Source organism: Fundidesulfovibrio terrae (genome assembly GCF_022808915.1).
GTDB classification, from domain to species: Bacteria; Desulfobacterota; Desulfovibrionia; order Desulfovibrionales; family Desulfovibrionaceae; genus Fundidesulfovibrio; species Fundidesulfovibrio terrae.
Window position 1 is genome coordinate 314,824 of record NZ_JAKZFS010000004.1, and the last position, 24,676, is coordinate 339,499.

20 protein-coding genes and 1 tRNA gene are annotated in these 24,676 nt (G+C 65.8%); 16 read left to right on the forward strand and 5 right to left on the reverse strand.

Going from position 1 to position 24,676, the window contains the following annotated elements:
- Nucleotides 1-56: 56 nt before the first annotated feature.
- Nucleotides 57-1,955 carry an asparagine synthase (glutamine-hydrolyzing) gene (gene asnB / locus ML540_RS14265; protein WP_243362391.1) on the reverse strand — a complete coding sequence of 633 codons (1,899 nt, stop codon included), beginning with the start codon at nt 1,953-1,955 and terminating at the stop codon, nt 57-59.
- A 5-nt stretch (nt 1,956-1,960) separates the two neighbouring features.
- Entirely contained in the window at nt 1,961-3,202 is a 1,242-nt protein-coding gene (locus ML540_RS14270) for a glycosyltransferase (RefSeq protein ID WP_243362401.1), read from the reverse strand.
- A 202-nt stretch (nt 3,203-3,404) separates the two neighbouring features.
- On the opposite strand from ML540_RS14270, the gene ML540_RS14275 reads away from it, so the two are divergent.
- From ML540_RS14275 to ML540_RS14300, 6 genes are all read left to right on the forward strand, one after another.
- Nucleotides 3,405-4,376 (forward strand): chemotaxis protein, encoded by a 972-nt coding sequence (locus ML540_RS14275; RefSeq protein ID WP_243362403.1) that lies wholly within the window; start codon nt 3,405-3,407, stop codon nt 4,374-4,376.
- Nucleotides 4,377-4,457: 81 nt separating this feature from the next.
- Nucleotides 4,458-4,547: transfer RNA gene (locus ML540_RS14280), tRNA-Ser, on the forward strand.
- Nucleotides 4,548-5,667: 1,120 nt separating this feature from the next.
- A complete protein-coding gene (locus ML540_RS14285) occupies nt 5,668-6,618 on the forward strand; it encodes an ABC transporter substrate-binding protein (RefSeq protein ID WP_243362412.1) in 951 nt (316 codons plus the stop codon).
- Between the two features lie 51 nt (nt 6,619-6,669).
- Entirely contained in the window at nt 6,670-8,874 is a 2,205-nt protein-coding gene (locus tag ML540_RS14290; protein ID WP_243362415.1) for a two-component system sensor histidine kinase NtrB, read from the forward strand.
- Between the two features lie 223 nt (nt 8,875-9,097).
- Nucleotides 9,098-10,612: a sensor histidine kinase gene (locus ML540_RS14295; RefSeq protein ID WP_243362416.1), complete on the forward strand. Its 1,515-nt coding sequence runs from the start codon at nt 9,098-9,100 to the stop codon at nt 10,610-10,612.
- A complete protein-coding gene (locus ML540_RS14300; protein WP_243362419.1) occupies nt 10,609-11,964 on the forward strand; it encodes a sigma-54-dependent transcriptional regulator in 1,356 nt (451 codons plus the stop codon). The genes ML540_RS14295 and ML540_RS14300 overlap by 4 nt, the downstream gene beginning before the upstream one ends.
- Nucleotides 11,965-11,970: 6 nt before the next feature.
- Here the strand turns inward: ML540_RS14300 and ML540_RS14305 are convergent, their stop codons facing one another.
- Complete coding sequence (locus ML540_RS14305; RefSeq protein WP_243362421.1) at nt 11,971-13,980, reverse strand: S16 family serine protease; 2,010 nt, start codon at nt 13,978-13,980, stop codon at nt 11,971-11,973.
- Nucleotides 13,981-14,233: 253 nt separating this feature from the next.
- Here ML540_RS14305 and ML540_RS14310 point away from each other — a divergent pair, with 253 nt between their 5' ends.
- The 9 genes from ML540_RS14310 to glpK all read left to right on the forward strand — a co-directional run bounded on the left by ML540_RS14310 (nt 14,234) and on the right by glpK (nt 22,724).
- Nucleotides 14,234-14,401, forward strand: coding sequence for a hypothetical protein (locus ML540_RS14310; protein WP_243362431.1), 168 nt, complete (start codon nt 14,234-14,236; stop codon nt 14,399-14,401).
- Between the two features lie 8 nt (nt 14,402-14,409).
- On the forward strand, nt 14,410-14,946 hold the full coding sequence (locus ML540_RS14315) for a universal stress protein (protein WP_243362432.1): 537 nt from the start codon (nt 14,410-14,412) through the stop codon (nt 14,944-14,946).
- A gap of 54 nt (nt 14,947-15,000) precedes the next feature.
- Nucleotides 15,001-15,300, forward strand: coding sequence for a hypothetical protein (locus ML540_RS14320; RefSeq protein ID WP_243362435.1), 300 nt, complete (start codon nt 15,001-15,003; stop codon nt 15,298-15,300).
- A 28-nt stretch (nt 15,301-15,328) separates the two neighbouring features.
- A complete protein-coding gene (locus tag ML540_RS14325; protein WP_243362446.1) occupies nt 15,329-16,384 on the forward strand; it encodes a sulfite exporter TauE/SafE family protein in 1,056 nt (351 codons plus the stop codon).
- Nucleotides 16,385-16,388: 4 nt separating this feature from the next.
- Nucleotides 16,389-17,240, forward strand: coding sequence for a universal stress protein (locus ML540_RS14330; protein ID WP_243362448.1), 852 nt, complete (start codon nt 16,389-16,391; stop codon nt 17,238-17,240).
- 502 nt (nt 17,241-17,742) lie between these two features.
- Nucleotides 17,743-18,690 carry a sugar-binding transcriptional regulator gene (locus tag ML540_RS14335; protein WP_243362450.1) on the forward strand — a complete coding sequence of 316 codons (948 nt, stop codon included), beginning with the start codon at nt 17,743-17,745 and terminating at the stop codon, nt 18,688-18,690.
- Between the two features lie 12 nt (nt 18,691-18,702).
- Nucleotides 18,703-20,340, forward strand: a complete 1,638-nt coding sequence (locus tag ML540_RS14340; protein WP_243362452.1) for a glycerol-3-phosphate dehydrogenase/oxidase — start codon at nt 18,703-18,705, stop codon at nt 20,338-20,340.
- Nucleotides 20,341-20,433: 93 nt separating this feature from the next.
- Nucleotides 20,434-21,177 carry an MIP/aquaporin family protein gene (locus tag ML540_RS14345; RefSeq protein ID WP_243362454.1) on the forward strand — a complete coding sequence of 248 codons (744 nt, stop codon included), beginning with the start codon at nt 20,434-20,436 and terminating at the stop codon, nt 21,175-21,177.
- A 53-nt stretch (nt 21,178-21,230) separates the two neighbouring features.
- The gene (gene glpK / locus ML540_RS14350; RefSeq protein WP_243362456.1) at nt 21,231-22,724 is read left to right on the forward strand and encodes a glycerol kinase GlpK; all 1,494 of its coding nucleotides are present in this window, start codon (nt 21,231-21,233) and stop codon (nt 22,722-22,724) included.
- Nucleotides 22,725-22,836: 112 nt separating this feature from the next.
- Here the strand turns inward: glpK and ML540_RS14355 are convergent, their stop codons facing one another.
- Nucleotides 22,837-23,190: a hypothetical protein gene (locus ML540_RS14355; RefSeq protein WP_243362466.1), complete on the reverse strand. Its 354-nt coding sequence runs from the start codon at nt 23,188-23,190 to the stop codon at nt 22,837-22,839.
- Between the two features lie 158 nt (nt 23,191-23,348).
- On the opposite strand from ML540_RS14355, the gene ML540_RS14360 reads away from it, so the two are divergent.
- Nucleotides 23,349-23,852, forward strand: a complete 504-nt coding sequence (locus tag ML540_RS14360) for an SRPBCC family protein (protein ID WP_243362468.1) — start codon at nt 23,349-23,351, stop codon at nt 23,850-23,852.
- An 82-nt stretch (nt 23,853-23,934) separates the two neighbouring features.
- On the opposite strand, the gene ML540_RS14365 is transcribed toward ML540_RS14360, so the two are convergent.
- A complete protein-coding gene (locus ML540_RS14365) occupies nt 23,935-24,558 on the reverse strand; it encodes a DUF1571 domain-containing protein (protein ID WP_243362475.1) in 624 nt (207 codons plus the stop codon).
- Nucleotides 24,559-24,676 lie beyond the last annotated feature (118 nt).

Consider the following 24,676-nt stretch of genomic DNA (forward strand, 5'->3'; position numbering starts at 1 on the left):
AATCGGGAGTCCAGAGGGCGCGAGCCCTTTGGCCGCCGGAGGCTCTAACCGTACATCTACCCGATGCTCGGATTATTGTGCCTGAGCCACAACTGGAGCACCAAAAGCGTCCACAATTCTTTTCTTCTGTCCACACGCCCCGAGTCGTGCTCGTTAATGAGCGCCCGCACCACCTTCGGATCGAAAAGCCCTTGCTGGCGCAGGTGCGCCTCGCCCAGGAGCTCCTCCACCAGGGGCTTCAGCTTGTCGCGCAGCCACCTGGCCACGGGGATCAGGAACCCGCGCTTGTTGCGCGTCAGGATTTCCTTGGGCAGCACGTCGGCCATGGCCTTTTTCAGCAGGTACTTGCGGGTGAGGCCGCGCAGCTTCAGGTTCGCCGGCAGGCGGGAGGCGAATTCGGCGAAGTCCCGGTCCAGGAAGGGGGCGCGGGCCTCCAGCGAGTGCATCATGGTGCAGCGGTCCACCTTGACCAGGATGTAGTCCAGCATGAACTGGCGCGCGTAGGCGTGGAAGGCGCGCTCGAAGTCGGTCTTGGCGCTGGATCGCTCGAAGCAGTGCAGGGTGGAGGCGTACAGGTTCTCGCGGATGAGGTGCGTGCGGTTCAGGTTCAGCCAGAGATGGTTCTGCAGCTCCGGGTGCAGGGCGGTGAGCCAGGTCTGGATGCGCAGCCATCCGGGCTGGCGGGCTCCGGCCAGGAAGGTGGCCGCCCCCAGGCGCAGGTTCACGTAGCCGTCCGAGGCGGGCAGCACGGCGCAGATGGGGTCGACGACGCCCCGGCGCAGGAGAGCGGGCAGGGCGTTGTACCACCCGGCGGCCTTGAGCCCGATGAAATGCTCGTAGCCCGCGAAGAGTTCGTCGGCGCCGTCCCCGCCCAGGGCCACGGTGACCTTCTCGCGCGTCACCTTGGAGAGCAGGTACGTGGGGGCGATGGAGGGGTCGGCCATGGGCTCGTCGAAGCGGGTGACGATCTCGGGCAGCAGGTCGGCGCAGTCCTCGGCGGCCAGGATGCGCTCGTGATGGTCGGTGTTCCAGCGCTTGGCCACCAGGCGGGCGAAGTTCGATTCGTCGTAACTGGCTTCCTTGAAGCCGATGGAGAAGGTCTTGATGCGCGGGGCGAGTTGCGCCATGAGCCCGGCCACGATGGAGGAGTCGATGCCGCCGGAGAGGAACACCCCCAGGGGCACGTCGGAGATCATGCGCCGCTTCACGGCCTGGGTGAGCAGACGGCGGAGCTCCTCGCAGAGTTCCTCCTCGGAGGCGCGCTGGGGCTCGGGCGCGGGCAGGTCCCAGTAGCGGCCCAGGCTGATCTCGCCCTCACGCAGGATCAGCGAGTGCGACGGCGGGAGCTTCCGCGCCTCGCGATAGATGCTGTCCGGGGTGGGCACGTACTCGTAGGCCAGGAAGCGGGCCAGGCAGGCCGGGTCCACCGTGAGCGACAGGCCGGGCAGCTTGGCCAGGGCCGAGAGCTCCGAGGCGAAGGCGAACACGCCGTTTTGCAGCGTGTAGAAGAAGGGCTTCTTGCCGAAGCGGTCCCGGGCGCAAAACAGGGTGCGGGTGGGGCGATCCCACAGGGCGAAGGCGAACATGCCCTCGAAGCGCTCCAGGCAGGCGGGCCCCCATTCCAGCCACCCGGCCAGAATGATCTCGGTGTCGGAGTGGGTCGTGAAGGTGTGGCCCTTGGCTTCGAGCTCGGCCTTGACGTCCTGGAAGTTGTAGATCTCGCCGTTGAAGGTGACCGCGCAGCGTCCGGAGTGGTGCTCCATGGGCTGCCCGCCCGTGGACAGGTCGATGATGGACAGGCGGCGGTGCCCCAGGGCTACGGGGCCTTCCACCAGGTGCCCGTCGCCGTCGGGGCCGCGGTGGGCCATGCACCCGGTCATGGCGGCGAGCCACGCCGGGGCCTGCGCGGACAGGGGCTCGCCGGATGTCCGGACGAATCCCGCGATGCCGCACATGATCCTTAGGCCTCTTCCCCGGACGGCGCCACGAGATGGCGCTTGAAGAGTTCGAACAATCTCGCGCCGTTGGCCTGGGGATCGAACATCTCCTTGACCAGGTCGCGGCCGCGCGCGGCCATGTCCACGGCTCGGGCCCTGTCGGAGGCCATGTCCATGATGGCGTCGGCCAGGGCCTTGGGGTCCTTCTGGGGGGCGATGAGGCCGGTCTCGCCGTGGCGGATGACCTCGGTGATGCCGCACACGTCGGTGGCCACCACGGGCAGGCGGTGGGACAGGGCCTCCATGATCACGTTGGGGATGCCGTCGCGGTCCCCGGAGGAATGCACAACGCTCGGCACCACCAGCATGTCGTGGGTCTTGAGCAGATGGGTGAGCTGATCGTGGGGGAGGAATCCCGGCATGTCCACGCAGCGCGCAAGGTCAAGGCGGCGGTGCAGGTTCTTGAGGTGCGGCCCCTGGAAGCCGGAACCCACCAGGGTGAGCTTGAAGTCAAAGCCCCTGTCCATCATGACCCTGCAGGCCTTGAGCAGCACGTCGAAACCCTTGGTGCGGGCGAAACGGCCCACGGCCAGGAGCTTCACGGGCGGCGTCATGTTCACGTCGCTCTCGCCGTTCTCGCGCAGGGTGAGGCTGTTGTAGACCAGGTTGATCTTGGAGGCGTGGGCCGGCGCCTGGGAGGACAGGTAGTCCACGTTGGCCCGGTTGTTCACGCGCACGAACAGGCTGTCGCGGATCTTTTCGGCCAGGGCTCCGTCGGGCGGGTAGATGTCGCCCGCGCGTCCGGCCAGGGAAAAGGGGATGCCCGTCAGGCGCGAGGCCACCCAGGCGGCGGTGGCCGGTCCTCCGGCCCAAGGGGCGTGGATGTGGCCCGCGCCGTCGCGCTCAAGCAGGCGCGCCAGCCGGAAGCCGGCCAAAAAGGCCCACCAGCTCTCACCCGTGACCTCCAGGCTGCACCAGCGCCTCAGGAGCACCTCTTTGGCCAGGGCCTTGAAGCAGCCGGGATTCTTCCTGTTCCAGTACAGGATGTCGCGGATGATGAAGGGCACGGCGAAGAGCCCCATGCGGCGCACGCCGTAGGAGAAGTCCAGCATCTCCGGCGAGCAGTTCCTGAGCTTCTTGCCGTACAGGCTGTATACCTGCACGTTCAGGCCCTGGCGGCGCAGGGCCTGGACTTCGCGGAAGATAAAGGTCTCCGAGGAAAGCGGAAACCAGAGGAGTACGTATGCGGTCTTGGGAAGGTTCAACTGTCGGCCTCGAATGTGGTGCCGCCGCTTGGCGTGATGCGCTATCTAGTCCAGGGCGGGCGTCGTGTAAAGCGCGCCGGGCGAAGGGCCGTCGTCTTGGAGGAAAAACTTGACAATCAATTGATTGTAACACATCCGAATGAACATGTTGGTCGAAAAGGTGTAGCCCGCCAATCACTTCCCGACGCATCCAGGAATCCGCATGAGCCAGACAAACATCCTTCTTGAATCCGGCACGAACGAGCTCGAAATCGTCGAGTTCTACATCGATGAAGAAACCGATGACGGCGGCATCTACCGGAGCTACTTCGGGGTGAACGTGGCCAAGGTGCTGGAGATCATCCGCAAGCCCAAAGTCACGGAGATGCCGAGCACCCCGCATCCGGCGGTGAAGGGCACCTTCAACCTGCGCTCGCGCATCATTCCGCTCATCGACCTGTCCATCTGGCTGGGCAAGCGCATGGTGCAGACCGAGGCCCCCAAGGTCATCGTGAGCGAGTTCAACAACATCACCAACGCCTTCCTGGTGTCCGGCGTCACCCGCATCCACCGCCTGAGCTGGGAGCAGGTGGAGCCCCCCAGCGGATACGTGGCCAGCTTCTCGGGCAACAGCTTCACCGGCGTAGTCAAGTTCGAGGACCGCATCGTGCTGCTCCTGGACATGGAAAAGATCATCTGGGACTTGAACCCCAGCCTGGCCATGCACGAGGACCCCGACAAGGTGACCAAGGTGCAGGCCACGGACGAGATCTTCTACCGCGCCCTGGTGGTGGACGACTCGGCCTCCATCCGCAAGCTCATCGTCAGCACGCTCCTGCGCGACGGCTACGAGGTGGAGCAGGACATCAACGGCCAGAAGGCCTGGGAGCGGCTCGTCGAGATCAAGCAGCGATCCGTCGACGAGGGCCGGGACGTGCTGGAGATCGTGAACCTGGTGGTGTCCGACATCGAGATGCCCGCCATGGACGGACACAACCTCTGCAAACGCATCAAGGACGACCCCGTGCTGCGCGACATTCCGGTGATCCTCTTCTCGTCGCTCATCAACGACAAGCTCTACCACAAGGGCGAGGCCGTGGGAGCGGACGACCAGATCACCAAGCCGGAAATATCCACGCTGACCCAGCGGGCCAAGGCCCTGATCGAGCAGAAGGGCCGCCCCCGCCGGAAATAGCGCCCTGAAACAACGCGACGGCCGCGCCACCCGGCGCTTGCCCGGAGAGCGGAGCGCGTGTAGACACAATCTCCCCGGCGCGGAGGGATGGCCGAGCGGTTTAAGGCGATGGTCTTGAAAACCATTGACGGGGTAACTCGTCCCAGGGTTCGAATCCCTGTCCCTCCGCCAAACGACGACCCAGGGCAGTCCGAAAAAGTTCACAAGGCCCTGAAAATACTAGAAGCCGAGCCAGAGATGGTCCGGCTTCTTCCATTTGGGGCCGTCGACATCCGGACAACAGCCGGAGCCGCGCGGCAACCCGTCGCAGAGGACCATTGCGCGGCAGACGGCGTGGAGCATCCGGGCCGTTGAAAGTAGGATACGCGGGCTCAAGAAAAGAGGAATCATCGCCGGGAGGCGGAGAGGTGCGGCTTGTTCTGCTCTTTCTTGCCTTGAGCGTCCGGAGGGTGCTCCGCTCATTCAGGAATGGCAGCGGTTCCAGGAGGGCGTCAGCCCTAAAAAGGAATGACGAGGCTTGGGCCGGTGGCCCCCATTTTTAAGTAATACAGCAACAACAACGCTGCTCCTACGATTAGACAAATCCAAAACGTCCAATCTTCATGGAATACGTTCTTGAGCATTTGTTGCCCTGCCGCTTTGAAAAAAAGTCCGTGTTTATGCTTCTCCACCACATGGACGTGGTCCCGGTGCATCATTATCACCCATATGCATCACTCGCAGGCGCGTCAAACAGCAACTCCTCAATCCGTCAGATAGAGCGCCAATGCTTCCACAAGATAGTCGCGATATCACGGTCCCCTGAGGTCTGGGCCTGGGGCCGAACTTTCGGCCAACGAGCTTCATCGGGCTCTTTAGGGGGCTCGGAGATGATCTGCCCTGCAGAGTTCCAGCATGTGAGACAGCTCAAGCAGGTGAAGATTGTAGGACGTCCGTCCTGGCGGCGGTGCTCGTTACTGGCCACGCATTTGAATTCGCCTGGGCCGCATTTGGGGCAGTGTTGGTTCATGTCTGCAAGATTCCCCTGTTTGGCTATGGTGGACGGCCGCTCGGGACAGACAAAACTCACAAGCGTTCCAGTGCTCAACTCGGCAACCATTCCAGTTTATTGCTTATCCTCATCTTTCTCAAGCAGGAAGCCAGGACGCCAATATACCTTGAACCCGGCGCGGTGCTCCTTACGGGGTAACAGGCCCGTATTCCGGGCGGGCAGGGAATCCGGGGCCATTTGTTGTGGACGAGGACCTGCCGGGACAATATACAAAAAGGACGACTCGGTACTGGAGGTTTCATGCTTCGCTCCAGATCGCCGCTCGCGGCGGTGTTTCTCTGCGCCCTCGCCTTTTTCTGCTGCGTTGGCGCCGCCGCAGCCTCTCCGGAGGCGAAGACCATCACCATCACCTACGTCAAGCATCCCCTGAACGCCCCCCTGGTCATCGCCAAGGTCCTGGGGTTGTACGAGAAGGCGTTCGAGCCGGAGGGGTTCACCGTCCGCTGGACCGACCTGCTCACCGGCGCGGCTCAGGCCCAGGCCCTGAGCGAGGGCTCCGTGCAGTTCGCCAGCGTGATCGGCTGGGACGCAGTGCTCTCGGCCAGGGCCAAGGGCGATCCGGTCAGGGCCATTGCGGTGTTCGCCAGGGCCCCGCGGTCCTTCTGCATCATGAGCAAGAACCCCTCGATCAAGACCGTGGCGGACCTCAAAGGACGAACCGTTGCCGGTCCCAAGGGGGCGCAGTTGTACCTGCTTCTGCTCATGGCCCTGGAGCGTGCCGGGCTTACGGCCTCGGACGTCACCTTCGTGGACATGCAGTTGCAGCCCGCCCTCACCACCTTGCTCTCGGGCGGCGTGGACGCCGCCGTGCTTGCGGGCGCGGGCAAGACCAGGGCCCAATCCCAGGGAGCCAGGGCCGTGGCCTGCGGCGACGGGCTGACCATCGGGCTCATGTTCACGGCCGTGAACGAGGACTTCCTGCGGGCAAACCCGGACCTGGCCCGGCGCTACGTCTCGGTGCACGCGCAGGCCCTGGCCTTTCTCAAGGCCAACCCGGAGCGAGCCCGGGCGATTCTCGCCAAGGAGACGGGCCTTTCCCCGGCCGACGTGGAGCGCCTGCTTCCGGAATACGATTTCAGTCCCGAAGTGACCGGGCCGGACAAGCGCTATCTTGCCGAGGCCCAGGACTTTCTTCTCCGTCACGGTCTCATCCCCCGTCCCGCCGATCTGGACGGGTTGTTCTGGCCCTAGGCTCCGGGTGGTCGACGCATGCGGTGGCGTAAACCGGGACTCCAGAAATTCATGCCTGAAACGCTGCGCGGTCAGGGCGCGCGACGCATGGTCCTGGCCTCCCTGGCCATGCTGCTCGTGGCCAGCCTGGCCGGACAGGCGGCCTACGACGCGGTGCTGGCCAAGTCGGCCCGCTACGAGGCCAAGACCGTGGAGACCTTCTACGCGGGCAAGCTTCTGGAATGGGATGAGGACTGGCAAAGCCAGGCCGAGCACCAGAAGGCCCGCCTGGCTTTCCTGGGGCTGGCGGAGAATCCCGCCGCGCGCCGGGAGAGACTTCACGCCTATTACCTCGCGCAGGGCGAGGACCCGAAGTTCAGCCATGTCTTCCTGATGACGGCCGATGGAACTCCGTTGTTCTGGTACGGCCCAGAAGCCAAGCGCATGGCCGCCCTGACGGCCCGGTCCCCAGGCGCGAACTGGCTCCACGACGAATCGTCCGGCCTTCTCTACCGCGTCTACAGCCAGCCTTTCTGGCTCGGGCCCGAGGGCATGGGGCGGATAGTCATGCTGCGCGTGCTGGACAACGCCCTGCTCTATCAGAACACCTCCACCCGAACCGATCTGCGTCTGGTCTGGCAGGGCCGGGTGGTGGCTTCCTCCCTGCGCTCCACGGACCCGGACGCACCCGCCGGAGAAGCCAGGCGGGTGGAGGTGGAGCTCCCCTGGCCGGGTGGCGGCTCCCCGGCGCCGGTGCTTCGCCTGTCGCACTACGTGGACGCTCCGGTGAGCGGCCTGGAGGTCGCTGCGGCCGTGGCCTGCCTGCTGGCCTTGCAGGCGCTGTGCATCTGGGGGGTGCTTGGGCGCTGGCTGGTGCGCATCGCCCGGCGGCTGGCCCTGCTCGGCGGCGCCTCCCGGGAGCAGGCCAGGGGCTGGGCCAGCGGCCGGCCGGCGCCGCTCGACCTGGACGAGGAGATGCTCGACCGGGATGACGAAATCGCCACGGTGGCCCTGTCGCTCAAAAGCCTGACCCAGGCCGTGGCCCACCACGATGCCCAGCGCCTGGCAGGACAGGAGGAGCTGGGGCGGCTGCGCAACCTTTTGTCCGAGATCATCGACTCCATGCCATCGGCGCTGATCACCGTGGACCTTCAGGGCCGGATAACCCGGTGCAACCGGCTGGCGCTGGAATCATCCGGATTCGAGGAGCACGAGGCCGAGGGCATGCGCATCGAGGAGGTCTTTCCCCGGCTCGCGGCCGAACTCGCGCCGCTGCACGAGGCCATGCGGGGCGGCGTGACCTGGACCGGACACAAGATTCCCCGGCGCGTGGCCGGCGACATCCTGTACGAGGACGTAACCATCTACCCCCTGGCCAACAGTCTGGGCGTCGAAGGCGCGGTCATCCGGCTCGACGACGTCACCAAGCGCCACCAGATGGAGCTCATGATGGTCCAGTCGGAAAAGATGCTCTCCGTGGGCGGGCTGGCCGCGGGCATGGCCCACGAGATCAACAACCCGCTGGGGGGGATCCTCCAGAGCGCCCAGGTCATGCGGCGGCGGATCACGGACGACCTGCCCCAGAACCTCAGGATGGCCGCCGGGCTGGGCTGCCCCATGGAGACTATCCGGGCTTACATGGAGGGGCGGGGAGTTCTGGACATGCTGGCCGGCATCACGGAGTCGGCCCAGCGCGCGGCCAAGATCGTGCGTGGAATGCTGGAGTTCAGCCGCAGGGGCGATTCCCCCTTCGAGCCGGTGGACATCCGGGGCATTCTGGAAAAGGCCCTGGAGCTCTGCTCCAAGGACTACGACTTCACGAAGCACCGCGACTTCAGAAGGATACGGATCGAACGCGACTACGACCCGGACCTGCCCCCGGTGCCCTGCTCGGCCACCCAGATCGAGCAGGTGGTCATGAACCTCCTGCGCAACGCGGCCCAGGCCATGACGGCCAACCCGGAGCACAGGCCCCCGGCGATCATCCTGCGGACCCGGCGGGAGGACGGACAGGCGCTCATCACCGTGGAGGACAACGGCCCCGGCCTTTCCGACGCGGCCCGCAAGCGCATCTTCGAGCCCTTCTACACCACGAAGCCGCCCGGCATGGGGACCGGCCTCGGGCTGTCGGTGTCCTACTTCATCGTCACCGAAAACCACGGAGGGAGCATGAGCGCGCACTCCGAGCCCGGCCGGTGGACCAGGATCAGCGTGCGCCTGCCGCTTGCGGTCAAGGAGCTCCGAGGGGCGGGCGGCCGGGATCCCGGCCCGGGTTAAAGCCCTTCGAGCACGGTCATGAGCAAGGCGAAGAGGATATAGGCGAAGGCCAGCACTTCCGCCGTGAGTGTGAGTGCGCGCTCCATGTCGCTCCCCCCGCGTGACGCCGCAGTATCGATAGTCATACGGTGAAGTCGCTTGGAGGCATGCCTCGGGTTACACGCGCCGGGGCGGACGGGCATCTCCGGCGCCGCCGCGCGTGACAATCGGCCCGAGGAGCCGTATGCTGGAAGGCAAACGGCTTGAAATTCCGAACATTCCGGGACCGCCCACTATGGCCGAGAAGTCCATCCTCTCCATGCTGCCCCATCTGACCATACGTCAGAAGGTTCTGGCCGGGACTGTCATCCCGGTGGTCCTCTTTTCCGTTCTGGGAGTGGCCTCCTACAACTACCTGGTGCGCCTGGAGGCTTCGCTCACCCACATGGAGATGGCCGACGATTTGGCCAACACCATCCTGGAAGTGCGGCGCTATGAGAAGAACTTCCTGCTCTACGCCCACGACGAGGACTACGACGAGGCCCAACGGTTCATGGACCTGGCCCGGTCGTCGCTTCGGGCCATGGCCGATCTCTCGCCGCAGCCGCGCGCCCGCAAGATGCTTGACGAAAGCCTTTCCAAGAACCTGGACGCCTACCAGGAGTTCACCCTGCGCCTGCGCTCCCAGGCCGAGCCGCCGGGTTCCGAGGCCAGCGCCCGGGTGCGCGATGCCCTGCGCCAGGCGGGCAAGGACATGGTGGACACGTCGCTGGCCATCAAGAACTCCGAGCGTGAGCGCATCCTGCGCCTGGTGTCCTCGCTCATGCGCCAGTTGGTGATCACCGGCGTGCTGTTGCTCAGTTTCGGCACGGCCATGGCCATGCTGCTCGGGCGCAAGATCCTGCGCGCCCTGAACACCATCGCCAATGCCACCGCCGAGATCGGCCAGGGCCGCTTCAAGACCTTGGACGTCCCCCGCACCAACGACGAAACCCAGCGCGTGCTGGAGGCCTTCAACCGCATGACCCGCGAACTGGAGCGCCGCCAGGACCAGCTCATCCAAGAGAAGAAGCTCTCCTCGCTTGGCGTCCTCACCTCGGGCATAGCCCACCAGCTCAACAATCCGCTCAACAACATCTCCACCTCCTGCCAGATCCTCCAAGAGGAGCAGGGCGAGTGCGACCCCGAATTCGCGGCCCGCATGCTCGGCAACATCCAGCAGGAGGTGCTGCGCGCCCGGGACATCGTGAAGGGCCTGCTGGAGTTCTCCCGGGCCAAGGATTTCAGCCTGAAGCGCGTCTCGCTCGACGAGGTCGCGGCCAAGGCCTTCCGCCTGGTCTCCAGCCAGGTGCCCTCGGGCATCGCGCTCATCAAGGACATACCCCCGGACCTCGCCCTGGACCTGGACGCAGCCCGCATCCAGGAGGCCTTCATCAACCTGCTCCTGAACGCCGCCCAGGCCATCCCGGACCCCACCGGCTCCATCACCGTGTCCGCTCGGGTGGACGAGAAGACCCATGAGGCGGTCATCGCCGTGGAGGACACCGGCACCGGCATCCCCGACGAGGACCTGGGCAAGATATTCGACCCCTTCTACACCACCAAGGAGGTGGGCAAAGGCACGGGGCTCGGGCTGTCCATCGTGTTCGGCATCATCGAGAAGCACAAGGGCTCCATCATCGCCGAGCGCACCGGCGGCAAGGGCGCGCGCTTCGTCATCCGCCTGCCCCTGACGCAAGAGCCGGAGGGACCGGCGTGACCGGCGCGTCCGTGCTGATCGTTGACGACGAGCCCATCGCCGTCGAGAACCTGGCCCACATCCTGCGCCGCGAAGGCTACCGCACCCTGAGCGCCTCAAGCGGCGAGGAGGCCGTGGAGACCCTGGCGGCCAACGAGTTCGACCTGGTGCTCACGGACCTGCGCATGAAGGGCATGGACGGGCTGGCCGTGCTGGCCGAGTCCAAGCGGCTCTGGCCGGACACCGAGGTGGTGGTCATGACCGGCCACGCCACCGTGACCACGGCCGTGGAGGCCATGCGCCTGGGGGCCTGCCATTACCTCACCAAGCCCTACGGCCTGGAGGAGGTGCGGGCCACCGTGGCCGAGGCCATGGACAAGCGCCGCCTGCGCCAGGAGGTGGCCCGGCTCTCGCGCCAGGTGGCCGACCTGGGGGCCACGCCGCTCATCATCGGGGAGAGCCCGGCCGTCCAGGCGCTGCGCGACAACATCCACCATATCGCCCCCACGGATTCCACCGTGCTCATCCTGGGCGAGACCGGCACCGGCAAGGAGCTGGTGGCCCGGGCCATCCACGAATCGAGCTCGCGCAACGCCAAGCGCTTCCTGGCCATCAACTGCGGAGCCTTCAACGAGGACCTGCTGGCCAACGAACTCTTCGGCCACGAAAAGGGGGCCTTTTCCGGGGCGCTGGCGCTCAAGAAGGGGCTCATGGAGGTGGCCGGGGACGGGACGATCTTCCTGGACGAGATCGGCGAGATGTCGCTCACCATGCAGGTGCGCCTGCTGCGCGTGCTGCAGGAGCGCAAGTTCTTCCGCGTGGGCGGCACCCAGGAGATCGACGTCACGGCGCGCATCCTGGCCGCCACCAACAAGAACCTCAGGGCCGAGGTGGACCTGGGGCTTTTCAGGGCCGACCTGTACTACCGCCTGAACGTGATCACCCTGCGGGTGCCGCCGCTTTCAGAGCGCAGGCAGGACATCCCCATCCTGGCCGGGTATTTCATCTCGAAGTATTCGCCGGGGGTGGGCAAGAAGCTGGAGGGCGTGTCGGCCGAGGCGGTGCGGCTTTTGATGGCCTACGATTATCCGGGCAACATCCGGGAGCTTGAGAACATCGTGCAGCGGGCCGTGATCATGGCCACGGGCAGGCTCATCGAACCGGCGGATTTGCCGCAGGATCTGCGCGGCGACGCCCCCTCGCTGGTGAAGCACGCCGCCCCGGAGATGATCACCCTGGAGGAACTGGAGCGCCGCCACATCGAGGCGGTGCTGGAGCACTGCGAGGGCAACAGGACCAAGGCCGCCGAAGTGCTGGGGATCGACAGGGTGTCGCTGTGGCGGAAGCTCAAGCGCTACGGCATGGCGGAGTAGCGCCCGTCACGCCAGCGCCAGCGGCAGCGCCTCGAACACCGTCTTCACGAACGACACCTCGACGTCCGCAAGGTCCTCCCCGCTCATGGCGTCCACCTCGGGCCGGTTGTCGTCGGGCAGGATCACCCGCGTGGCCCCGGCGCGGGCAGCCGCCAGAATCTTCTCCCGCACTCCACCCACCGGCAGCACCTGCCCCGTGAGCGTGATCTCGCCGGTCATGGCCACGTCGCGCCTGAGCGCCTTGCCCGTATAGAGCGAGGCCAGGGCCAGCGCCAGCGTCAGCCCCGCCGAGCTCCCTTCCTTGGGGATGGAACCGCCCGGGATGTGCACGTGCAGGTCCTCCTGCTGGAACGCCCCGGGATCGATCCCGAGCTCCCCGGCCCGCGAGCGCACGAGGCTCAAGGCCGTGCGGGCCGACTCGCACAGCACCTCTCCCAGCGACCCGGTCAGGGTGATGTTGCCCGCCCCCTGCATGCGGATGGCCTCCACGAAAATGATCTCCCCGCCGAACCCGGCATACACGAGCCCCGTGGCCACGCCCACGCGCGGCTCGCCCTCGGCGGCTTCGCGGATGTGCTTGCGCGGGCCGAGCAGGGCCGGGATCATGGCCGCGTCCACCTCGATGGGGGCGGCGGGCTGTCCGCCCTCGAGCCGCAGCCGGGCAAGCTTGCGGCAGGCCTGGCCCAGTTCCCGGTCCAGGTTCCTGACGCCGGCCTCGCGCGTGTAGCCGTCCACCACCGTCGCCAGGGCCTCGGGAGTGAAGCTGGGGAAGGGGTGGGTCAGGCCGTGCTCCTTGAGCTGGCGCGGCAGCAGGTGGCGCGCGGCGATGTTGACCTTTTCGCGCGCCGTGTAGCCCTGGAAGGGCACCATCTCCAGGCGGTCGGCCAGGGGGCCGGACAGCTCGCGCACGTCGTTGACCGTGGCGATGAACAGCACCTGGGAGAGGTCGAAGGGCACCTCCAGGTAGTTGTCCACGAATTGCGAGTTCTGCTCCGGGTCGAGCATTTCCAGGAACACCGCCGCCGGGTCGCCCCGGAAGTCCTTGCCGATCTTGTCCAGCTCGTCGAGCATGAACACCGGGTTGCGCACGCCCAGGCGGCTTATGGACTGCATCACCCGTCCCGGCAGGGCCCCGACATAGGTGCGCCGGTGGCCGCGCAACTCGGCCTCGTCGCGCAGGCCCGCCAGGGACATGCGGTGGAACTTGCGGCCCAAAGCCTCGGCGATGGCCTGTCCTACCGAGGTCTTGCCCGTGCCCGGAGGGCCGGAGAAGCACAGCACGGGGCTGCGGAACGCCGTGGGCGGGGCCTTGTCGCGCATGAGCCGGGCCACGGTGGCCCTGAGCTCGTCCAGGTTCACCGGCTTGGCCAGGTAGTAGGCCGCGCCCTGGCGCATGGCCTGCACGGCCGTGTCCACCGTGGCGAAGCCCGTGACCATCATCACCTGGGTGGCCGGGGAGAGCTTGCGGGCCTCCTCCAGGAGCTGCATGCCGTCCATCTTCTCCATCTTGAGGTCGGTGACGATGAGGTCGAACTCCCAGCGCCGCACCTCCTCCAGGGCGGCCAGGCCGTTGGCCGCGCCGCGCACCCGGTAGCCTTCCTTCTTCAGCACGTGCTCCAGGTTGGCCCGGGCGATGTCCTCGTCGTCCACCACCAGGATGTGGAAATCGGAGGACGCCCGGAGCGCCCGCGAGGCCAGATATTCGAGCACCCGCTCCTTCACCTGCCCCAGGCCGTAGTGGCGGCCCGAGAGCACCTCTTCGGCGCGCGCAAGGTCCAGGCGGTCTTGGGTGGCGGCGTTCCAGGGCAGGCCCAGCAGGAAGTCCAGATAGCCCAGGCCCACGGAATACTCGGCCACGGACGGGTCGGTCTTGGCCAGGCGCTCGAGTTCGCGCAGGGCGGCCTCCCTGGCGTGGGGCGGCAGGTCCGGGGCGTTGGCCCGGCCCGTAAGTTCCGCCAGGTCGCTGGTGGGCGGTTCGGGCGTTTTCCGGTCGGTGCGCTTCTGGAAGAAGATCATGGGCTCCTCCGCTGGTTTCCCGGCACGCTACGTCCTTTCTCCCCTTCCCTGCAACAGCCAGTCGCACGAGTGTTTCGAAACGCAACAGCTGTTGTGATGTGCAACACACGAACCATCGTCCTGGAGGGCGAAGTGTTGCAACCCGCAACGAAAGAATTTTTCGAGGGTTTGGCAGTGTGAATAATTTCAACATGTTATCTGTGGCACGGTTCTTGGGTAAGGGGAAGCAAAGCGCACTGAGGAGGACACGCGGATGGCAACCATCAAAGAACGCATCGAGGCAGTGTTCGCCGCCCAGGCATTCGCCGAGCGGAACCTGGACCAGGAAGCCCTGGAGATCCTGGGCGAGGCCCGGTCCGAGACCAAGACCGTGGCCGTGGCGGGCAAGCGTACCGACACCCGTCCGAGGCTCCGGGCCTAGGGAAGCACATGGCCGCACGTATGCGCCAAAAGCCGGAAGACGGATTCCGCCTCAAGCGGCCCAGCCGCCTCAGGGAATTCCTTGAGGATGTGGGACAGGCCGCGGCCCTGGCGGAATCCGGTTTTTCCGGCAAGGACCTGGGTGTGTCCGCCCCGGGAGTCGAGAACAAGAAGATCGTGGTGGTGTCCACCGACGCCGAATTCTCGCCCGCCCTTGTGCGCCACGCCCTGAGCGTGGCCGGCAGGCTCGGCACCGAAGTGGTGGCCCTGAGCATCGGCAGCCTGGCTCCGGCCGGGGACGATCATGCCCGGAAGGCGCGCGAGCTCTTCGAGATGCGCGCGCTCCGTTCCGGAGAGAATTTCAGCCTCCAGGCCAGCCAGGCCGGTGTGTCGTTCAGGCACGTGGTGCGCTTCGGCAAGGCGGCGGAGGTGGTCGAGGGCGAGTGCGGGCGTCTGCGCAGAGTGGAGTTCGTGCTGGCGTGCAAGGAGCAGCGGGGCAGGGACGGCCTGCATGTGAGCATGCCCCTGTTCGAGGTGGTGGGGTAAGGACCGCCTCGGCGCGTCCCTGTTTGTGAAATTTTTAGCAACTAGGAGAACACCATGGAAGCCAGGAAGAGCAAACCCATAGGCAAGCTCGTCGCGTACGGAATCGGCAGCGTCGGCCTCTACACCGCCGTGTACCTCTGCCAGGACCTGATCATGGACAACTTCGCCAAGGGCGGCCTCTACACGGCCCTGCCCATCGCCACCGTGTTCCTGTTCTCCTGGATTCACGGCACGTTCGCGGGCACGCTCTGGCAGGTGCTCGGCATCGACGCCGTGAAGAAGGCCCCGGCCCAGGCTACGGTTTCGGCCCCCGCCCGCAAGGACTCCCGTCCCCGCGCCACCGTCAGCGCCTAACCGGACCAACCGCGCAAGGAGATTTGAAATGGATATGCTCAGCGAAGCCACCAAGTTCATCACCCTCGATCCCGCCGGGATCGGGTTTCTGTTCATTGTGGGATTCATCGGCGGCCTGGTCAGCGGGTTCATCGGGTCCGGCGGCGCCTTCGTGCTCACCCCCGGCATGATGAGCCTGGGCGTTCCCGGCACCGTGGCCGTGGCCAGCAACATGTGCCACAAGTTCCCCAAGGCCCTGGTCGGGTCCATCAAGCGCTACCGCTACGGCCAGGTGGACATCAAGCTGGGCCTGTACATGGCCGCCTTCGCGGGCGTCGGCGTGCAGGTGGGCATCAAGATACAGAACTACATCCTGGGATTGTGGGGCCAGGCCGGTTCCGACCTGTACGTGAGCGTGTCCTTCGTGGCCGTGCTGGTCATCGTGGGCGGGTTCGTCATGCTGGACGCGATCAAGTCCTCCAAGAATTCCTGCGCCACCGAGCAGACCTGCTCCCTGGCCCTTCGCCTGCAGAAGATCGAGCTGTGGCCCATGATCAACTTTAAAAGGGCCAACCTGCGCATCTCCATGTGGTTCCTGCTGCCCGTGGGCTTCGCCACCGGCCTGCTGGCCGCCACCATCGCCGTGGGCGGCTTCATCGGCGTGCCCGGCATGATCTACATCCTGGGCGCTTCCGGCCTGGTGGCCTCGGCCACCGAGCTGGTCATCGCCTTCGTCATGGGCCTGGCCGGGTCCATCAACTGGGCCATGCACGGCATGGTGGACATCCGCCTCACCCTGATCATCCTGGCCGGTTCGCTTCTGGGCGTGCAGCTCGGCGCCATCGGCACCACCTTCGTGCGCGAACACATGATCAAGGTCGTCATGGGCACCATCATGCTGATCGTCGCCGTGTCGCGCGGATTCGCCATGCCCAAGTACCTGGCCAAGCTCGGCCTCATGGAAGTCAGTGACTCCACCGTGGCCATCCTGGAAAAGGCGAGCTTCGCCTTCATGGTGGTCTCTCTGGTGGTGGGCGCGGTGATCATCCTGGGCAGCATGGTCAAGGGCCGCAAGGCATTGGCTCCCCAGGGGCAGGAGGCGTAAGCAAATGCCGCTCAAGCGCCTCCTGGTCTGCGTGGACGAGTCCGACGCCAGCCGCCACGCCTTGAACGCGGCCCTGGACCTGGCCGGGACGCATGGGGCCTCCCTCACGGCGGTGGCCGTGGCCCCGCCCTACCAGGGTGACCTGAGGCTCGTGGGCATAAGCGACATCGCAAGCGTGCTCAGGCAGCCCTGCGACAAGGCTCTGCAATTCGCCAAAGGGGAGGCCGCCAAGCGCGGCCTCCCCCTGGCCACCCTCTGCGAGGAGGGCGAACCCGCCCAGGTCATCGCGGACCTGGCGGACTCCATGCGGGCGAGCCTGGTGGTGATGGGGCGGCGAAACACCTCCACCATGGGCAAGCTCCTGCTGGGCAGCGTCACGGGCCGGACCATCGGCTTCTGCAACTGCGACGTGCTCATCGTGCCCACCGGCGCGGCGGTGAACCTGCGCAGGCTGGTGCTGGCCACCGACGGCTCCCGCTTCTCGGCGGCGGCCGCGGACAAGGCCCTGGCTTTGGGCCGCGAGCTCGATTCGCTGGTCGAGGTGGTCTCGGTCATGGACGTGCCCAACGAATATCTGGCCCTGGCCCCCAGGGCTGCCACTGAGCTGGCCGCCGCCACCAAGGGCTTCATCAACGAAGTGCTGGACAAGGCCAAGGCCATGGGCGTCGCCGCCAAGGGCAAGCTCCTGGAAGGCAACGCCCCCGAGGAGATCCTCAAGTTCGCGGAGGAGGGCGGCACCGGCACCATCGTCATCGCGTCCCACGGGCGCACCGGGCTTCGCCGCCTGCTCATGGGCGGCGTGGTGGAGTGGATCGTGGCCCACTCTAGCCTGCCGATCTGGATCACCAAGGGATAGCAGGAATCCGCACGCGGTTGGGCTCCCTGGCTAGCCGCTGGGAGTCTCCCGGCCGGAGGATTCCGGCGGGGTTCGCAGAAATCCTGGCATTCGCCACAGTCTTGAATCACGGCGCGCCCCTTCTGGGGCGCGCTTGTTTTTTGGGCGTCTCACCCGTGACCCCCTGTATTGTTTGAGACTTCCTTGGACAGACATTTTTCGTGCGCCAAATGCATATGTTCTCGTCGAAAACGTCGTGCTCCAGAGGTGACGGACCACTTTCCGGTCTGAGATGCAGGGCGGTGTTCCCGGGAATGTTCATAAAAATAATCATAATTTTAGCGTGTTAATATGTTTATGAACAAGATGTCGTCTCCTTGCGCGGAAAAAGCGGTGTGCAACCCTCAGTGACATTTTTGAATTCCTCGTTGACATTTTTGATTTACACTTTCATTGTCGGAAAACTAAAAGTTCATACGAAATACACCCGGCCGCAACTTTTGGGCCGCCAGGAGGCAAATGTATGGTTGGCGTCGACGACAACGAAAGCCAGCTTCTCTCTCGGGTTGCCTGGCTGTATTTCAACGAAGAGCTCACCCAGGCCGAAATCGGCGACCGGCTGGGCATCACCCGCCTCAAGGTCAACCGCCTGCTCCAGATGGGGCGCGAGATGGGCCTCATCCGGGTGATCATCAACACCCCCTTCAAGGATTGCGTGGCTCTGGAAGGCCAGCTGACACGCGAATTCGGCCTGGTCCGGGCCATCGTGGTCCCCACGCCGGAGCGTGGCGACCGCCATCTCTACGACGCCATCGGCCGCCCGGCGGGCGAATACGTCTCTCAGGTGCTTGAGGACGGCCAGTCCCTGGGCGTGGGCTGGGGCAAGACCATCCGGGCGGCAATCAACGGCCTCACCGTACGCAGCTTCCGGGGCATCACCGTCACCTCCCTCTACGGCGGCGTGCCCAAAAGCCCGGTGAACCCCTTCGACTCCACGGCCATGTTCGCCCGCCAGCTGCGGGCCGAGGTGTGCAACCACCTGGCCGCGCCCATGTTCGTGTCCTCTCCCGAGGTGCGCGCCACCATCGCCAGCCAGGACATCTTCCGCACCTACTACCAGGACGCCCTCCAGGTGGACATGATCCTGACCGCCGTGGGCGACATGACCGCCCAGGCCACCAACATCGCCCTGGGGGCCGTGACCCACGAGCAGCGCCGCGACCTGGCCCGGGCCGGGGCCGTGGGCGAATTCTTCGGACGCTTCCTGGACGAGGACGGCAACGTGCTGGACCACCCGGTCAATCACTGCGGCATGTCCCCGGATTTCGAGGGCCTGTGCAAGGTGCCCCACACCGTGCTGGTGTCGGGCGGCATGGCCAAGGTGCCCATCCTCAAAACCGTGCTCAAGCGCGGCTACGTACACGTCTTCGTGACCGACGCGACCACGGCGACGAACCTGCTCAAACCCTAACAAGGCTTTCTTATGGACAGACAGCATCTTCTGCGCCGCCTCAAGGATGGCGGCGAATTCGACCTCCTGGTGATCGGCGGCGGGGCCACAGGCTGCGGCGCGGCCCTGGACGCGGCCACCCGGGGCCTGGATGTGGCCCTGGTGGAAAAGGGGGACTTCTCCCAAGGCACCAGCAGCAAGAGCACCAAGCTGGTGCACGGCGGCGTGCGCTACCTGGAGAAGGCCATCCTGAAGCTCGACCGCGAGCAGTTCGGGCTGGTGCGCGAGGGCCTGCGCGAGCGCGGTTACCTATTGCGCAACGCCCCCCACCTGGCCCACCCCATCCAGCTCATGACCCCGGTCGCGACCTGGTTTCAGGCCGCTTACATCTTCGCGGGCCTGGTGCTCTACGACCTGCTGGCCGGACGCCTGTCGCTCGGGCGCAGCAGGCTGGTGGGCCGGGCAAAGGCCAAGCGGCTCTTCCCCCAGCTGAACCTGGACGGCTACGTGGCAGCCGTCATCTACTACGACGGCCAGTTCAACGACGCCCGCATGGCAGTCACCCTGGCCCGCACCGCCAACGCCCATGGCGCCACCTGCGTCAACCACGTTGAGGTGGTGGAGCTGGTCAAGGAGTGCAACCAGGTGCGCGGAGCCGTGGTGCGCGACACAGTCACCGGCGAAACCTGGACCATTCGGGCCAAGGGCGTCATCAACGCCACCGGCCCCTTCGCAGACGCCATCCGGCGCATGGACGATCCCCATGCCGGCGACATGCTCAAGGTGAGCTCCGGCATCCACATCCTGCTCGACGCTAAGCACACCCCCCCGGACATGTCGCTCATGATCCCCAGCACCGAGGACGGGCGCGTGCTCTTCATGATCCCCTGGATGGGCCACGTGCTCTTCGGCACCACCGACGAGCCCGCCCGGGTGGAGCACGATCCCGTGCCCGAGGAGAAGGACGTTGACTACCTGCTGCGCTACGCCAGCAAGTACCTGCGCCAGCCCCTGACCAGGGACGACGTGCTGGCCGTGTGGAGCGGGCTTCGCCCCCTGGTGTTCTCGCCCGGCAAGGGCAGCACCCAGGAGCTGGCCCGCACCCATGTCCTGGATGTGAGCGCCTCGGGGCTTCTGACCATGACCGGCGGCAAGTGGACCAGCTACCGCAGCATGGCCGAGGACGCCGTGGACGCCGCCTGCGTCCGCTTCGGCCTGTGCCGGGGGCGCAAGAGCGCCACGCGTACCATGCGCCTCCTGGGCTCCTGCGGGCACGTGCCTGGTTCCTGGGAGGAGCTGGCCCGGCGCGAGGGCATCGAGCCCGCCGTGGCCCGGTCGCTGTATTCCCTCTACGGCGACGAGGCCAGGCGCGTGCTGGCCGTGGCCCGCGAGCCGGGCCTCATGGAGCGCATCCACCCGGGCCACCCGTACATCGGGGCCGAGGTGGCCTACGCCGTGCGCCAGGAGATGGCCGCCCACGTGGCCGACGTGCTCATCCGGCGTCTGCCCCTGGGGCTCCTGGACATGATCCACGCCCAGGAGGCCGCTCCCGTGGTGGCGGGCATCATGGCCCGCGAACTCGGCTGGGATGAGGCCCGCGTAAACGAAGAGATCGAATCCGCGCGTGCGCTGCTGGCGTCCTGGTTCACGGGGCAGCCGGCCGGCGCGTAGCGCGCGTCGAAGGCATCCGTCGGCAGAGGCAGGCATGGCAGGAACCGTCCGGCCGGAGGCAACCGGCCGGAGAAAGGCTGTACTGGAGGAAGCATGAGCGAGTCGTCGTTAGGCAAGGAGATGTTGTCCGAATTCATGGGGACCATGATCCTCATCATTTTCGGAGCGGGCAACGTGGCCATGGTGGTGCTCTTCGGCAAGGCGATCAACACCACGTGGACCAACATCACCCTGGGATGGGGGCTCGCCGTGCTCTTCGGCGTGCTGGCCAGCCTGCGCTCTGGTGCGCACATCAATCCGGCCGTGAGCCTGGCCCTGGCCTGCACCGGCCGCTTCCCCTGGCGCAAGGTGCTGCCGTACTCCATCGCCCAGACCGCGGGCGGCTGCGCGGGCGCGGCCATCGTGTTCCTGGACTTCCACGCCAAGTGGCTGCTGGTCGACCCCCAGCTGGCCAGCGCGGGCGTGTTCTGCACCTTTCCGGCCGTGCCCGGCTTCTGGCCCGGCTTCATCGACCAGGTCATCGGCACCGCCGTCCTGCTCTTCGGCGTGCTCTCCATCGGCGACTTCGCCTCCAAGAACAACGCGGGCTGGCTGGGACCCTTCGCCGTGGCCGCGCTGGTCATGGTCATCGGCATGGCCCTGGGCGCCATGAACGGCTACGCCATCAACCCGGCCCGCGACTTCGGTCCCCGCTTCTTCACCCTGATGGCGGGCTTCTCCACGCCCAACCTCATGGACCCGAGCGTGGTGCTGGTGCCCATCCTCGGCCCCCTGGTCGGCGGCCCCCTGGGCGCGTTCATCTACGACCGCACCACCGGCATGCTCAACAAGGCCTAGAAGACCCAACCAACCCGCAAGGCCCAACCGGGACACAGCCCTGGAGGATCATGATGAGCAAGTACGTTCTGTCTCTCGACCAAGGAACCACCAGCTCCCGCGCCATTCTTTTCAGCCGCGAGGGCGACATCAAGCAGATTTCCCAGAAGGAATTCACCCAGATCTACCCCCAGCCGGGCTGGGTTGAGCACAACGCCAACGAGATATTCGACACCCAGGCCTGGGTCATGCGCGAATGCCTGTTGCACGCCAAGGTGGACGCCTCCGACGTGGTGGCCGTGGGCATCACCAACCAGCGCGAGACCACCGTGGTCTGGGACAAGGCCACCGGCGCGCCCATCCACAACGCCATCGTCTGGCAGGACCGCCGCACCGCCGGGTTCTGCGACGAGCTGAAAAGCCGGGGCCTGGCCGAGACCTTCCGCAAGAAGACCGGCCTGGTGCTGGACGCCTACTTCTCGGGCACCAAGGTCCGCTGGATCCTGGAAAACGTGCCCGGAGCCAGGACTAAGGCCGAGAACGGCGACCTGCTCTTCGGCACCATCGACACCTGGCTCATCTGGAATCTCACCAAAGGCGCGGTCCACGCCACCGACGAATCCAACGCCAGCCGCACCCTGATGTTCAACATCAACACCGGGGCCTGGGACGACGAGCTGTTGAAGATCCTCGAAGTGCCCAAGGCCATGCTGCCCAAGGTGACCAAGTCCTCCGAGGTGGTGGGCGAGATGCACCCCGAGTTCCTGGGCAGCCCCCTGCCCATCGCGGGCAACGCCGGCGACCAGCAGGCCGCCACCTACGGCAACGCCTGCCTCAAGGCGGGCATGGCCAAGAACACCTACGGCACCGGCTGCTTCATGCTCATGAACACCGGCAAGGAAGTGCGCGAGAGCAAGAACAACCTGCTCACCACCATGGCCTGGGCCACCCCGTCCGGACGCTTCTTCGCCCTGGAGGGCAGCGTGTTCATCGCCGGAGCCGTGGTGCAGTGGCTGCGCGACGGCTTAGGCATCATCAAGCACGCCCCCGAAGTGGAGCAGCTGGCCCTCTCCGTGCCCGACAACGGCGGCGTGTACCTAGTGCCCGCCTTCGCCGGCCTGGGCGCGCCCCACTGGGACCAGTACGCCCGCGGCACCATGGTCGGCATCACCCGCGGCGCCACCAAGGCCCACATCGCCCGCGCCGCCCTGGAGTCCATCGCCCTGCAGACCCTGGACATCATGGACTGCATGCAGAAGGACTCCGGCATCAAGCTGGCCACCCTGCGGGCCGACGGCGGCGCCACCCGCAACAACCTGCTCATGCAGTTCCAGGCCGACGTGCTGGGCGTGCCGGTGGAGCGGCCCATGGTCACCGAGACCACGGCCCTGGGCGCTGCCTACCTGGCGGGCTTAGCCGTGGGCTTCTGGAAGAGCGAGGAGGAGATCGCGGCCATGTGGCAGCTGGACCGCCGCTTCGAGCCCAACATGGACCAGGGCAAGCGCGAGAAGCTGCTGCACGAATGGCAGCGCGCCGTGGAGCGCTCCAAGGCCTGGGCGCAGGACTAGCCCGTCAGGCGAGACGTGAAATGAAGCGCCGCGCACCGGATACAGGCCGGGGCGCGGCGTTTTTCGTTTGGGTGGCGGCTCACGCCGCCGGGCCGGGCCCTGGGCCTTGCCGTCAGGGCTTGGGCGGGCCGTAGTCGAAATACAAACGGCAATACTTGATGCACCAGTCCGTGGCGCTGCCGATGGCCCCCTCGCAGCCGCGCAGGGTGTTCTGCCGGTATTCCACCATCTGCAGATCGTTGCACCCCTTGATGCACTCCTCCTTGTTGCTGGTGGCCTGCGGCTGGGCCAGGTACGCCTGGTAGTCCCGGCAGAGCGAATCGTCTGAGCAGTTGGTGTCGATCTGGGCAGGCCAGCAGAAACCGTAGAACTCCTCCAGGGTCATGGGCTGTTGGGCTCCGGCGCAACCGGCCAGATTCAGGGCAAGAGCCGACGCCAGGACCACGAAAACGAACGCCTTGTGCATGGGGTCACCTCGGCTTTTCGTATCTACGCCCCGCTTTCTGCTTGAACCAAGTCAGGGGGACGCATAGTCTCGCTTAACTCTCTCCATCCGGAAAAACCAGGGAAGACCCGGGGCAATGATGCACATGCCGCGCATTCGATCCTGCCTGTGAGACGGCCATGACCCGATTCGAACTCGTGACCGAGTGGCGCATCGGCTCCTCGCTTGACGAGGTGTGGGAGGCCATCTCCCATTGCGAATGCTGGCCGCAGTGGTGGCGCGGGCTTTCAAACGTCGTCGAGGTCAGCGCAGGCGGCCGGGATGGAGTCGGCACGCTGTTTCGTTTCAGCTGGAAGGGGGTTCTTCCGTATCATCTCGTTTTCGACATCCGGACCACCCGCGTCGAGCGTCTGCGGATCATCGAGGGGGTGGCCAGCGGCGACGTGTCCGGCGTCGGAATCTGGCGGTTCGCCCGGGAGGACGGCGTGACCGTGGTGCGCTACGAGTGGACGGTGCGCATGGCGGCTCCCCGGATGAAGGTCCTGGCCTGGGTCGCCGGGCCCCTTCTTCGCTGGAACCACAACAAGGTCATGGAATGGGGGGGCAGGGGGCTGGCCAGGCACCTGCGGTCCGATCTGTGCGTGGTCCAGACCGGAGCGCCAAGTGTGGCGCCTACGAAATAAATATCTATTTATTTCGTAGGCAATAATTTAAAATGATTATTTTTATTGTCAAAAACATGTTCATGTTTTTGAGCACGCGACACTAGGGCCTGAAGAAGGCGTCATCGAGCTGGACGTCGGTCTCCAGGTCGTCCATGAGGACCTCTTCCCGCAGGTTCCCGGCTAGGTCGTAGGACCTGGTTTTCAGCGGGAGCCACGTCGTTTCGTCCAGATTGAGCAGGAAACGGTGGGTGCCGTCCAGGGCGAAGTCCTTCTCCCCCTCGACACTGACCAGAAAGGTCTTTCTCTGCCCCACCGCCTCTTCTCCGAGGATCTCGGCCTTGCCGTGCTGCTGGAGGGTGTTCGCCCTTCCCAGGAGCGTCCCGATGTCGGACTGGTCCACCCGGTGGCCTTGGGCGCTTTTCACCAGCGCGTTGTCCGGATTCAGGGTGAGGGTCAGGGCGGTGGCGAAGCCGAAGGGCCTCAGCCGGATTTTTTTCGTGGCCGGGTCGTAGATGATGAGCGCCCCTTTGTGGGGTCGTATGAAGTCCATCCGGATCAGCCCGGGCTTCTTGTAGGAATAGCGGATGATTTCGGCGGAATCCCCGCGCCCGGAACGAAGCGTCACCTGGTACGTCCCAAGCCGCGCGTAGCTTTCCATGGCCGCGACAAGCGGGTCACTGGGCGGCGACGCCAGGCTGAGCAGCAAGATGAGTGTGGGCAGCATATGGTCCGATCGTCCTCGCCGAGTTGGTGCGCGCGGGAGGGTGTGCGCGAAACGCCATCCGGCTCTACGCCTATTCGAGGGAAGTGCGGTCCGCCGGAAAGAACACGTCGTGCAAGCA